Origin of the sequence: Streptomyces sp. NPDC091282 (assembly GCF_044757385.1) — a bacterium.
Taxonomy (GTDB): Bacteria; Actinomycetota; Actinomycetes; order Streptomycetales; family Streptomycetaceae; genus Streptomyces; species Streptomyces gramineus.
This window is the reverse complement of the sequence record NZ_JBIVUX010000004.1, coordinates 24,518-37,043: the sequence shown is the minus strand read 5'-3', so window position 1 is coordinate 37,043 and position 12,526 is coordinate 24,518. Positions and strand designations below refer to the sequence as shown.

The following is a 12,526-nucleotide window of genomic DNA, read 5'->3' as shown; positions in this document are numbered from 1 at the left end:
GTCATCCTTCGAAGCGGTAGCCCATGCCGGGCTCGGTGATCAGATACCGGGGGTGCGCGGGATCCGCCTCCAGCTTGCGGCGGAGCTGCGCCATGTACACCCGCAGGTAGTTGGTCTTGCCGCCCTGCGAGACTCCCCACACCTCGTGCAGCAGGTGCTTCTGTGTGACGAGCCGGCCGGGGTTGGTGACCAGGATCTCCAGCAGGTGCCACTCGGTCGGGGTCAGGCGTACGTCGTGACCGGCCCGTACGGCCTTCTTGGCGCGCAGGTCGATGGTGAAGCCGTCGGTCTCCACCAGGGTGGTCTCGGGGGCGAGCGGCACGTCCTCGGTACGGCGGACCGCCGCCCGCAGCCGGGCGAGGAGTTCGTCCATGCTGAACGGCTTGGTGATGTAGTCGTCGGCACCCGCGTCCAGCGCGGCGACCTTCTCGTCGGAGGCCTGCCGCGCCGACAGCACGAGGATCGGCACCCGGGTCCAGCCGCGCAGCGCCCTGATGACGTCGACCCCGTCCATGTCGGGCAGTCCGAGGTCGAGCATCACCACGTCCGGCTGACGCGCGGCCGCCAGCCGGAGGGCCGTGGCGCCGTCGGGCGCCGCGTCCACTCCGTACCGGCGTGCCTGCATGTTGATCACGAGTGCCCGTACGAGCTGGGGGTCGTCTTCCACGACCAGCACGCGGGTCATCAGCTGCCCTTGGTCAGTTCCTTCAGCGCGATGTTGAGTTCGAGGACGTTCACCCGGGGCTCCCCGATGAAGCCGAGGGCGCGGCCCTCGGTGTGGTCCTCGACCAGCTTCGCCACCTGGCCGACGGAGAGGTGGTTGCGCGCGGCGACCCGGTGGACCTGGAGGCCGGCGTAGGCCGGGGAGATGTCCGGGTCGAGGCCGGAGCCCGAGGAGGTGACCGCGTCGGCCGGGATCTCGGAGGCCCTGACCGTGTACCCGGGCACCGAGTTGTCCTTGACGACCGCGGCCTTGGCGTCCTTCACCTGCTGGATCAGCACCTTGTTGTCGGCGGCGAGGTTGGTCGCCCCCGAAAGGATCAGCTTGTACCGGGTGTTGATGCTGTTGCTCCCGAGTCCGTTGGCCGGGCGGCCCTGGAACCACCGCAGGTCGGCGTCCGGGGTCTGCTGGCCCTTCTTCAGCGGCAGGTCGTAGGACTGCCCGATGAGGGACGAGCCGACGACCCTGCCGTCCGACGTGATCTCGGAGCCGTTCGCCTTGCCGTGGAAGGCGGCCTGGGCCACGCCGGTGACGACCAGTGGATAGACGACGCCGGTGACCAGGGTCAGCACGAGCAGCGCCCGCAGACCCGCCCCGAGCAACCGGGCCGTGTTGGTGATGGAGTTGTTCATGGCGATCAGCCGATTCCGGGGATGAGGGAGATGATCATGTCGATGATCTTGATGCCGACGAACGGCGCGATCAGGCCGCCGAGACCGTAGATCCCGAGGTTGCGGCGGAGCAGCTTGTCGGCGCTGACCGGCCGGTACTGCACGCCCTTCAGCGAGAGCGGCACCAGCGCGATGATGACGAGCGCGTTGAAGACGACCGCGGACAGGATCGCGGAGCTGGGCGAGGACAGGTGCATGATGTTGAGCTTGTCCAGGCCCGGGTAGACCACGGCGAACATGGCCGGGATGATCGCGAAGTACTTCGCGACGTCGTTGGCGATGGAGAACGTGGTCAGCGCGCCGCGGGTGATCAGCAACTGCTTGCCGATCTCGACGATCTCGATGAGCTTGGTCGGGTTGGAGTCGAGGTCGACCATGTTGCCGGCCTCCTTCGCGGCCGACGTGCCGGTGTTCATCGCCACGCCGACGTCCGCCTGCGCGAGGGCCGGGGCGTCGTTGGTGCCGTCACCGGTCATCGCGACCAGCTTGCCGCCGGCCTGCTCCCGCTTGATGAGGGCCATCTTGTCCTCGGGGGTGGCCTCGGCGAGGAAGTCGTCGACACCCGCCTCGTCGGCGATCGCCTTGGCGGTCAGCGGGTTGTCACCCGTGATCATGACGGTCCTGATGCCCATGCGGCGCAGTTCCTCGAACCGCTCGCGCATGCCGTCCTTGACGACGTCCTTGAGGTGGACGACACCCAGGACACGGGCGCCCTCGGTGTCCTCGACGGCGACGAGGAGCGGGGTGCCGCCGGCCTCGGAGATGCGGTCGGCGAGGGTGCCGGCGTCCTCGGCGACGGTGCCGCCCCGCTCGCGGACCCAGGCGATGACCGAACCGGCCGCGCCCTTGCGGATCTTCCTGCCGTCGACGTCGACGCCGGACATCCGGGTCTGGGCGGTGAAGGCGATCCAGTCGGCCTGCGCCAGTTCGCCCTGGTGGCGCTCGCGCAGCCCGTACTTCTCCTTCGCCAGGACGACGACGGAGCGGCCCTCGGGCGTCTCGTCGGCCAGCGACGAGAGCTGGGCGGCGTCGGCGACCTCGGCCTCGGTCGCGCCGCGCACCGCGAGGAACTCGGCGGCCCGGCGGTTGCCGAGGGTGATGGTGCCGGTCTTGTCGAGCAGCAGGGTGGAGACGTCACCGGCGGCCTCGACCGCGCGCCCTGACATGGCGAGCACGTTGCGCTGCACCAGCCGGTCCATGCCGGCGATGCCGATCGCGGAGAGCAGCGCGCCGATGGTGGTCGGGATGAGGCAGACCAGCAGGGCGACCAGCACGATCATCGTCAGGTGGGTGCCCGCGTAGTCCGCGAACGGCGGCAGCGTGGCGACGGCCAGCAGGAAGACGATCGTCAGCGAGGCGAGCAGGATGTTCAGCGCGATCTCGTTGGGCGTCTTCTGCCGGGCCGCGCCCTCGACCAGGCTGATCATCCGGTCGATGAAGGTCTCGCCCGGCTTCGTGGTGATCTTGATGACGATCCGGTCGGAGAGCACCTTGGTTCCGCCGGTCACGGCGCTGCGGTCACCGCCGGACTCGCGGATGACCGGCGCGGACTCGCCGGTGATCGCCGACTCGTCGACCGACGCGACGCCCTCGACGACGTCGCCGTCGCCGGGGATGACGTCGCCGGCCTCGCAGACCACCAGGTCACCGATCCGCAGTTCGGTGCCGGGCACCCGCTCCTCGGTGTCCCCGGCGAGCCGGCGGGCGACGGTGTCGGTCTTGGCCTTGCGCAGGGTGTCGGCCTGGGCCTTGCCGCGGCCCTCGGCGACCGCCTCCGCCAGGTTCGCGAAGATCACGGTCAGCCAGAGCCAGGCGCTGATCGTCCAGCCGAACCAGTCGCCCGGGTCCTTGAAGGAGAAGACGGTGGTCAGGACCGAGCCGATCCAGACCACGAACATCACGGGCGACTTGACCATGACCCGCGGGTCGAGCTTGCGGCAGGCCTCGGGCAGCGAGCTGATCAGCTGCTTGGGGTCGAACAGGCCCGCGCCGACGCGGCCTTCGGCGGGCTTGTGCCCGGTGGGGACGTCGCTGTGCGGCGCCCGGGTCGGGGTGGCTGTGGACATGGAGTCCTCTGACTTCCGGGTACGGGTGGTCATGACGCCAGCCCCTCGGCGAGCGGACCCAGCGCCAGGGCCGGGAAGTAGGTCAGACCGGTGATGATCAGGATCGCGCCGACGAGCAGGCCGGTGAAGAGCGGCTTCTCGGTGCGCAGGGTGCCGGCCGTGGCCGGGACGGGCCGCTGCTCGGCGAGCGAGCCGGCCAGCGCCAGCACGAACACCATCGGCAGGAAGCGGCCGAACAGCATCGCGAGTCCGGTCATGGTGTTGTACCAGTCGGTGTTCGCGTTCAGGCCGGCGAAGGCCGAGCCGTTGTTGTTGGCCGCCGAGGTGAAGGCGTACAGCACTTCGGAGAATCCGTGCGCACCCGGGTTGAGCATGGAGTGCGGCGGGGTCGGCAGCGCCATGGAGACCGCGGCGAAGACGAGCACCAGCGCCGGCGTGATCAGGATGTAGATCGCCGACAGCTTGATCTCGCGGGAGCCGATCTTCTTGCCCAGGTACTCGGGGGTCCGGCCGACCATCAGACCGGCGATGAACACCGCGATGATCGCCATGACGAGGATGCCGTAGAGACCGGAGCCGGTGCCGCCCGGCGCGATCTCGCCGAGCATCATGCCGAGCATGGTGATGCCGCCGCCGAGGCCGGTGAACGAGGAGTGGAAGGAGTCCACGGCGCCGGTCGAGGTCAGCGTGGTCGCCACCGCGAAGATCGACGAGCCGCCGACGCCGAAGCGCACCTCCTTGCCCTCCATCGCGCCGCCCGCGGCCTGGAGCGCCGGGCCGTGGTGGGCGAACTCGGTCCACATCATCAGCGCGGTGAACCCGAGCCAGATGGCGCCCATGGTCGCGAGGATGGCGTAACCCTGCCGGACCGAGCCGACCATCACACCGAAGGTGCGGGTCAGCGCGAACGGGATCAGCAGGATCAGGAAGATCTCGAAGAGGTTGGTGAAGGGGGTGGGGTTCTCGAAGGGGTGGGCGGAGTTGGCGTTGAAGTAGCCGCCGCCGTTGGTGCCCAGTTCCTTGATGGCCTCCTGCGAGGCCACGGCCCCGCCGTTCCACTGCTGGGAACCGCCCATGAACTGTCCGACCTCGTGGATGCCGGAGAAGTTCTGGATGGCTCCGCAGGCGACCAGGATCACGGCGGCGACGGCGGCGACCGGGACCAGGACGCGGACGGTGCCGCGCACCAGGTCGGCCCAGAAGTTGCCGATCTCGCCGGTGCGCGAGCGCGCGAACCCGCGCACCAGCGCGACGGCGACGGCGATGCCGACGGCCGCGGAGACGAAGTTCTGCACGGCCAGGCCGACGGTCTGGACGACGTGCCCCATGGTCTGCTCGCCGTAGTACGACTGCCAGTTCGTGTTCGTCACGAAGGAGACGGCCGTGTTGAAGGACTGCGCCGGGTTGACCGAGGAGAAGCCGAGCGAGCCGGGCAGGACGCCCTGGAGCCGCTGCAGCAGGTAGAGGAAGAGGACGCCGACGAAGGAGAAGGCGAGGACACCGCGCAGGTACGCGGGCCAGCGCATCTCGGTGTCGGGATCGGCGCCGATGCCCTTGTAGATCCACCTCTCGACACGCCAGTGCGTGTCGGAGGAGTAGACCCTGGCCATGTAGGTGCCGAAGGGGACGTAGCAGAGCGCCAGCGCGCCTATGAGCGCGGCGAGCTGGAGCACGGCGGCGGTTGCGGGACCCATGGCTGTCTCAGAACCTCTCCGGGAAGATCAGGGCGAGGACGAGATAGCCCAGCAGGGCGACGGCCACGACGAGGCCGACGATGTTCTCGGCGGTCACAGCTTGGTCACCCCCTTGGCGACGAGGGCCACCAGCGCGAAAGCCGCGAGCACGGTGACGACGAAGGCCAGATCGGCCATCGTGAACTCCTGGATGAGATGCGGAACGGACTCGGACTGTTAGAGGAAAGCGTCTTTCCGGCCGGATTCGGCCACCGTTGACGGGTCCCTTACGGCGGTGTTCGCGCCTTTGACGGGACTCTTACGCGGCCCCGGCCGGCCCGCGACCGGACAGCGCCGTTCGGTCGCGGAAACCGCTCTGAACTGGGGGAACACGAGCCTCGGGAGAACCGGCAGGATCAGGCGAGGCGGAACCGCAGCCGGCAGATCACGGCGTCGGTCTCCCGGCGGACGGCGTGCGCGACGACGGCACCGCGCTGGTTCTGCAGCAGGCGCTGCCAGAGCCGCTCGGGCTCGGTCTCCGGGATCAGCACGGTCACCCGGGTGGCCGGTTCGGCCGCGGCGACCTCGCGGACGTACGCGGCGATGGGACGGCCCAGCGTGCGGCGCTCGCAGGTCAGCCGGACGAGGGGCACGCCGGGGTCCCACGCGGCCCAGGAGCGTTCCAGGGCGCGCACCTGGGCACGGTCCTCGGGGTCGGAGTGGCAGACGGTCACGGCGCGGACCTCGTCGCCGAGGGAGGCCGCCGCGGACAGCGCCTGGGAGGTGAGCCGGGACAGGGACGACACCGGCACGATCACGACCGACCGCTCGCGGCGCGGCGGTTCCGGGATCCGCCCGAGCCCGAGCCGTTCCCCGATGCGTCCGTAGGCGCGGTGCACGGCGCCGAAGGCGGCGACCAGCAGCGGCAGCATCACGACGACGAGCCAGGCGCCGTCGGTGAACTTGGCGGCGGTGACGACCACGGTCGCCACCCCGGTCAGGACCGCGCCGAAGCCGTTGAGCAGCGCCTTCCCCCGCCGGCCGGGCCCGCGCTCCAGCGACCAGTGCCGCACCATGCCCACCTGGGCGATGGTGAAGCCGACGAACACGCCGATGGCGAACAGCGGCACCAGCGTGTTGGTGTCGCCGCCGGAGAACACCAGCAGCGCCGCCGAGACCAGGGCGAGGGCGAGCACTCCGTGCCGGTGCACCTGGCGGTCGGCCTTGAGGGCGAAGACGTGCGGCAGGTAGTTGTCCCGGGCGAGCAGCTTGAGCAGGACCGGAAGTCCGCCGAACGAGGTGTTGGCGGACAGCGCGAGCAGGATCATCGTGGCGAACTGGATGACGTAGAAGCCCCAGTCGTGGCCGAGCGAGGCGTCGGCGAGCTGCGCGAGGACGGTCACGCCCTGGACCGGCTGGAGGTGGAAGCGGGAGATCAGCACCGAGAGACCGATCAGCATCACGCCGAGCACGGCGCCGAGGGCTACCTCCGCGTGCTGGGCCCGCCGGACGCGCGGCACGCGGAAGGAGGGCACGGCGTTGGCGATGGCCTCGACGCCGGTGAGCGCGGCGCACCCGGAGGCGAAGGCCTTCAGCAGGAGCAGGGCGCCGACGCCCGAGGCGTTGTCGGCGAGCACCGAGGCATGTCCGGCGGCGGTGGCGGTGCTGACCGGCGCGGACCGGAACAGTCCCACGACGATCAGCACGAGGACCGACCCCACGAACACCGCGGTCGGCACGATGAACGCCTTGGCCGACTCCACGATGCCCCGCAGGTTGACGCCGGTGATCAGCACCAGCACGGCCAGGCAGATCCAGAGCCGGTCGGCGTACAGCTCGGGGAAGGCGGAGGTGAGCGCGGCGACGCCGGCGGTGACCGCGACGGCGACGTTGAGGACGTAGTCGAGCACCAGGGAGGCCGCGGCCACCAGAGCGGTCCGCGCCCCGAGGTGGCGACGGGCGACGGCGTAGGAGCCGCCGCCGTCCGGGAAGGCCGCGATGACCTGCCGGTACGACGCGACCAGCACCGCCAGCAGGGCCGCGATGGCGAGGGTGACGGGCAGCGTGAAGCCGAGCCCGTGCGCACCGGCGGCGGCCAGCACCAGCACGATGGCCTCCGGCCCGTACGCCACCGACGCCATGGCGTCCAGTGACAGCGCGGCCAGGCCGGTGACGGCGGTGAGCCGGTGCCGCTCGCCGGTGTCGGGCGGCTCCTCACCGGCGGGGACGGCGCCTGGTTCGGCGGTGAGCAGGGACATGAGGAGTGCTCCTTCGGGACGGGACGAACGCCCGACAAGGTTCTGTCCGGCGACCGCCGCGTCCGGCGCCCCTTGCGCCTTCTTCGCGCCGGGCGAGGGGACTTTGACGCCTCCTTGACGGCGGCGTCGCGGGCCGTGCTCAGCCGGAGGCGTCCCGCGCGTGCCGCGGAGCCGGCGGCGCCGCGTCCGGGCCGGCCAGGGGCAGCGAGACGACCATGGTCAGTCCGCCGCCGGGGGTGTCCTCGGGGGTCAGGGTGCCGTCCATCGCCTCGGTGAGGCCGCGGGCGAGCGCCAGGCCGAGGCCGAGGCCGGTGGTGTTGTCGGTGTCGCCGAGCCGCTGGAAGGGCTCGAAGAGACGCTCACGGCCGGCCGGCGGCAGGCCAGGACCCCGGTCCACGACCCGGAGTTCGGCGCGTCCGGCCAGCACGCTCACGGTGACCAGCACCGGCTTGCCCGGCGGGCTGTAGCGGGCCGCGTTGCCGGCCAGGTTGGCGATCACCCGCTCCAGCAGCGGCGGGTCGGCCAGCAGCGCGGGCATGTCCTCCGGGTCGCCGTGCACCTCGGCCGCGGGGACGTCGGCCAGCGCCGCGGGGAGGACCTCCTCCAGCGCGGTCGCCCGCAGACTGAGCCGCAGGACACCGGCCTCCAGGCGGCTGAGGTCGAGGAGGTTGTCGACGAGCCTGCTCAGCCGGGCCATCGACTCGTCGGCGGTGGCGAGGAGTTCCTCGCGGTCCTGCGGGGAGAACTCGACCTCCCGGCTGCGCAGCGAGGTGACCGCCGCCCAGCCCGCTGCGAGCGGGGTGCGCAGGTCGTGGCCGACGGCCCGCAGCAGCGCCGTGCGCATCCGGTCGGCGGCGCGCACCGGTTCGACCTCGGCGGCGGCCTGGGCGAGCCGGGCCCGCTCGACGGCCGAGCCGGCGTGCGCCGCGAACGCGGCCAGCACCCGCCGCTCGGAGGCGGAGGGCGTACGGCCGCGCAGGACCAGGTAGTTGCCGGGTCCTGCCGGTACGGCGGTGGCGTCGGCGGAGTCGGGCGGTTCGCAGACGAGTTCGGCGGAGTCCATGCCGAAGGTCTCGCGGGTGCGTTCCAGCAGGGCCGGGATGGTCTGGCCGCCGCGCACGATGCTGCCGGCCAGCGACGACATGGTCTCCGCCTCGGCGGTGGCGCGGGCCGCGCGCCGGGACAGCCGCAGCGAACGGTCCACGACCGCGGCGACGGTGGCGGCCACGACCGCGAACACCCCGAGCGCCAGCAGGGCGTTGGGATCGTCGAGGGTGAACCGGCCGACGGGCGGGATGAACCAGTAGTTGAGCAGCAGCGAGGCGGTGACGGACGCGATCAGCGCGGAGGTGACCCCGCCTATGCAGGCCACGCCGACCACCGCGAGCAGGAAGAGCAGGGCCTCGCTGGTCAGGTTGACGGTGCCGCGGACCTGGGCGAGGGCGACGGTGAGCAGCAGCGGCAGGACGAGCCCGGCGACCGGTCCGGCGATCAGCCGCCGGGTGGACAGGGTGCGGCGCCGGGAGGGCAGCAGGGTGCCGCGGCCGGCCCGCTCGTGGGTGACCCGGTGCACGTCGATGTCGCCGGAGAGCGCGGTGACCGCCTCCCCCGTGCCCGGTCCGGTCAGGAACCGTTCGAGGCGGCCGCGTCGGCTGGTGCCGAGGACGAGCTGGGTGGCGTTCTCGGCGCGGGCGAACTCGACCAGGGCGGTGGCCACGTCGTCGCCGACGACGCAGTGGTAGCTGCCGCCGAGGTCCTCGACGAGCCGGCGCTGCCTGGCCAGCGAGGCGTGCGAGACGCCGGCGGCCAGTCCGTCGCTGCGGGCCACGTGCAGGGCGAGCAGGTCGCCGCCGGCCGACCGGCCGGCGATGCGCGCGGCCCGTCGTACGAGTGTGTCGCCCTCCGGGCCGCCGGTCAGCGCGACCACGACTCGCTCCCGGGTCTCCCACACCCCGCCGATGGCGTGCTCGGCGCGGTAGGACTGGAGGGCCTCGTCGACCCGGTCGGCGACCCAGAGCAGGGCGAGCTGGCGCAGGGCGGTGAGGTTGCCGGGGCGGAAGTGGTGGGCGAGGGCCGCGTCGATCTTCTCGGGGGCGTAGATGGTGCCGTGCGCCATCCGGCGCCGCAGACCCTCCGGCGACATGTCGACCAACTCGATCTCCGCGGCCCGCCGGACCACCTCGTCGGGCACCGTCTCGTGCTGCGGCACCCCGGTGATCTTCTCGACGACGTCCTTGAGGGACTCCAGGTGCCGGATGTCGAGGGCGGTGATCACGTCGATGCCGGCGGCGAGCAGGTCCTCGACGTCCTGCCAGCGCTTGGGGTGCCGGGCGCCGCCGGGGACGTTGGTGTGGGCGAACTCGTCGACGACCGCGACCTCGGGGCGGCGGGCCAGCACGGCGGCGACGTCCATCTCCTCGAACGTGCCGCCCCGGTGGGCGCAGCGCAGCCGGGCCACGACCTCCAGGCCCTCGGTCATGGCCTCGGTCCCCGGGCGCCCGTGGCACTCCGCGAACCCCACCGCCACGTCCGCGCCGCGGGACGCGCGGCGCCGTGCCTCGTCGAGCATGCGGTAGGTCTTGCCGACCCCGGGGGCGGCCCCGAGGTAGACCTTCAGTCGTCCGCGCGGTACGTCGTTCATCACCTCAAGGAGAAGCGGAGGGCGCGGCCCGCGACCGGCGTCTTGACGCGTCTCTGGCGCCGCCGACGAGCACGTTGACACCGTCTTGACGCCCGTGCCGCGGACAGGCCGGGCTCGGTGTGCCGTCCCCGCCCGCGTGGTCCCGGGGACGGCGGCCTCCGCGCGCGACCGGACGCGTCCACGGTCGTACGGGATGACGCTCGGTGTCCGGTCCCGCGCCCCCGGACCGCCTTCCCCCGTACAGCCGAACGCCGCACGGCGGCCTCGCGGCCCCCGCTTCCTGATGCCGCACCACCGCTCGTCAGGCGATTCTTAACGCAAGCTTGACGCCCGGCCCCCGCTGATCCGTGGGCCCACGCGTCACTCTCTGCATACGCTGGTGCCGCCGTCCGCGTGATGGCCGGAATCGAACCGCCCCGCACTCAGCGCGCCGGACACCAGGAGCCCGACCGATGGCCACGACCGAACACCCCCCTCCCAGTCGCCTGCGCGCCTGGATGCTGGAGGGGCTGTCCGACATGGGCAAGAGCGGCGGCCACACCGGGCCCCACGCGCAGCCGGAGCCCGCGCACAAGGGCCAGCGCTGGTGGCGGGTGATGTGCCTGACCGGTGTGGACTACTTCTCGACCCTCGGCTACCAGCCGGGCATCGCCGCCCTCGCGGCCGGACTGCTGTCACCGATCGCGACCATCGTGCTGGTCGTCGTCACCCTGGCCGGCGCGCTGCCGGTGTACCGGCGCGTGGCCGCGGAGAGCCCGCACGGCGAGGGCTCCATCGCCATGCTGGAGCGGCTGCTCTCGTTCTGGCAGGGCAAGCTCTTCGTCCTGACCCTGCTCGGCTTCGCCGCCACCGACTTCCTCATCACCATCACCCTGTCGGCGGCCGACGCCTCCACGCACCTGGTGGAGAACCCGCATCTGACCGACGCCCTCCAGGGCAAGCAGATGATCATCACGCTGTTCCTGGTGGCGCTGCTCGGCGCGGTCTTCCTCAAGGGCTTCCTGGAGGCGATCGGTGTCGCGGTCGCCCTGGTCGGCATCTACCTGGCGCTGAACGTCGTCGTCGTGATCGTCGGGATCTACCACGTCATCACCGCCGAGCACGTCATCACCGACTGGACCAGCGCCCTGACCACGGAGCACGGCAACGTCTTCGTCATGATCGGCGTGGCCCTGATCGTCTTCCCCAAGCTGGCGCTCGGCCTGTCCGGCTTCGAGACCGGCGTCGCGGTCATGCCGCACGTCCAGGGCGACCCGGGCGACACCGAGGAGCGGCCCACCGGCCGGATCCGGGACACCCGGAAGCTGCTCACCACGGCCGCCCTGATCATGAGCTGCTTCCTGATCGCGACCAGCTTCATCACCACGCTGCTGATCCCGGAGAAGGAGTTCAGGTCCGGCGGCGACGCCAACGGCCGCGCGCTCGCGTACCTGGCGCACGAGTACCTCGGCAACGCCTTCGGCACCGTGTACGACGTCTCGACCATCTGCATCCTGTGGTTCGCCGGCGCCTCGGCGATGGCCGGCCTGCTCAACCTGATGCCGCGCTACCTGCCCCGCTACGGCATGGCCCCGCACTGGGCGCGTGCCGTGCGCCCGATGGTCATCGTCTTCACCCTGATCGCCTTCCTGGTCACCTGGATCTTCGACGCCGACGTGGACGCGCAGGGCGGCGCCTACGCCACCGGCGTGCTGGTGCTGATCAGCTCCGCCGCGGTCGCGGTGACCATCGCCGCCCGCAAGGCGGGCCAGCGCGGGTGGACGATCGGGTTCGGCGTCATCTCGGCGGTGTTCCTCTACACGACCGTCGTGAACGTCATCGAGCGGCCCGACGGTGTGAAGATCGGTGCCTGCTTCATCGTCGGCATCATCCTGGTCTCCCTGCTGTCCCGCCTGGCCCGTGCCTTCGAGCTGCGCGTGACGAGCGTGAGCCTGGACCCGATGGCGGAACGATTCATCCGGGACATGGCCAGCCGGAAGATGCGGTTCATCGCCAACGAGCCGGACCGGCGCGACAAGGCCGAGTACCGCGACAAGATCGAGCAGATCCGGGCCGACAACGACATGCCCGAACAGGAGGACTTCGTCTTCGTCGAGGTCACCGTCACCGACCCCTCCGAGTTCGAGGCGGGCCTGGCGGTGCGCGGCGAGGTCCTGCACGGCCGCTACCGGGTCCTGACCCTGGAGTCGGCGTCCATCCCGAACGCCCTGGCCGCGCTGCTGCTGCACGTCCGTGACGAGACCGCCTGCATCCCGCACATCTACTTCGAGTGGACCGAGGGCGGGCCGTTCGCCAACTTCCTGCGCTTCTTCCTGTTCGGCCAGGGCGAGGTCGCCCCGGTCACCCGGGAGGTCCTGCGCGAGGCGGAACCGGACCGCGCCCGGCGGCCGCGCGTCCACACGGGCTGAGTCACGCGGGTCTCCCGGACGGCCGTCGTAAGAAACCCGTCAATAACCGCTCGGTACGCATAAGAAGGCCGTCAGCCGCCGTCCCCGG

The 12,526-nt window shown here is 71.5% G+C and carries 8 protein-coding genes; 1 reads left to right on the top strand and 7 read right to left on the bottom strand.

Going from position 1 to position 12,526, the window contains the following annotated elements:
• Position 1: 1 nt before the first annotated feature.
• From ACIQOE_RS19290 to ACIQOE_RS19260, 7 genes are all read right to left on the bottom strand, one after another.
• Positions 2-685, bottom strand: coding sequence for a response regulator transcription factor (locus ACIQOE_RS19290; protein ID WP_351328927.1), 684 nt, complete (start codon positions 683-685; stop codon positions 2-4).
• Positions 685-1,353 (bottom strand): potassium-transporting ATPase subunit C, encoded by a 669-nt coding sequence (locus ACIQOE_RS19285; protein ID WP_365577351.1) that lies wholly within the window; start codon positions 1,351-1,353, stop codon positions 685-687. The genes ACIQOE_RS19290 and ACIQOE_RS19285 overlap by 1 nt, the downstream gene beginning before the upstream one ends.
• Before the next feature lie 5 nt (positions 1,354-1,358).
• A complete protein-coding gene (kdpB, locus tag ACIQOE_RS19280) occupies positions 1,359-3,458 on the bottom strand; it encodes a potassium-transporting ATPase subunit KdpB (protein ID WP_399009606.1) in 2,100 nt (699 codons plus the stop codon).
• Between the two features lie 29 nt (positions 3,459-3,487).
• Complete coding sequence (gene kdpA, locus ACIQOE_RS19275) at positions 3,488-5,152, bottom strand: potassium-transporting ATPase subunit KdpA (protein WP_401412579.1); 1,665 nt, start codon at positions 5,150-5,152, stop codon at positions 3,488-3,490.
• Between the two features lie 7 nt (positions 5,153-5,159).
• Positions 5,160-5,249, bottom strand: a complete 90-nt coding sequence (gene kdpF, locus ACIQOE_RS19270; protein ID WP_016434100.1) for a K(+)-transporting ATPase subunit F — start codon at positions 5,247-5,249, stop codon at positions 5,160-5,162.
• A 298-nt stretch (positions 5,250-5,547) separates the two neighbouring features.
• On the bottom strand, positions 5,548-7,389 hold the full coding sequence (locus tag ACIQOE_RS19265) for an APC family permease (protein WP_399009604.1): 1,842 nt from the start codon (positions 7,387-7,389) through the stop codon (positions 5,548-5,550).
• A 139-nt stretch (positions 7,390-7,528) separates the two neighbouring features.
• A complete protein-coding gene (locus ACIQOE_RS19260; protein WP_401412576.1) occupies positions 7,529-10,030 on the bottom strand; it encodes an ATP-binding protein in 2,502 nt (833 codons plus the stop codon).
• A gap of 452 nt (positions 10,031-10,482) precedes the next feature.
• Between ACIQOE_RS19260 and ACIQOE_RS19255 the strand changes: the two genes are divergently transcribed.
• The gene (locus tag ACIQOE_RS19255) at positions 10,483-12,438 is read left to right on the top strand and encodes an amino acid transporter (protein WP_351328935.1); all 1,956 of its coding nucleotides are present in this window, start codon (positions 10,483-10,485) and stop codon (positions 12,436-12,438) included.
• Positions 12,439-12,526 lie beyond the last annotated feature (88 nt).

Bases quoted from the DNA above. Each gene is read 5' to 3' on its own strand.
- ACIQOE_RS19285 (WP_365577351.1), bottom strand. From the start codon at position 1,353: ATGAACAACTCCATCACCAACACGGCCCGGTTGCTCGGGGCGGGTCTG.
- kdpA (WP_401412579.1), bottom strand. From the start codon at position 5,152: ATGGGTCCCGCAACCGCCGCCGTGCTCCAGCTCGCCGCGCTCATAGGC.
- ACIQOE_RS19265 (WP_399009604.1), bottom strand. From the start codon at position 7,389: ATGTCCCTGCTCACCGCCGAACCAGGCGCCGTCCCCGCCGGTGAGGAG.
- ACIQOE_RS19260 (WP_401412576.1), bottom strand. From the start codon at position 10,030: ATGAACGACGTACCGCGCGGACGACTGAAGGTCTACCTCGGGGCCGCC.
- ACIQOE_RS19255 (WP_351328935.1), top strand. From the start codon at position 10,483: ATGGCCACGACCGAACACCCCCCTCCCAGTCGCCTGCGCGCCTGGATG.
- ACIQOE_RS19290 (WP_351328927.1), bottom strand. From the start codon at position 685: ATGACCCGCGTGCTGGTCGTGGAAGACGACCCCCAGCTCGTACGGGCA.
- kdpB (WP_399009606.1), bottom strand. From the start codon at position 3,458: ATGTCCACAGCCACCCCGACCCGGGCGCCGCACAGCGACGTCCCCACC.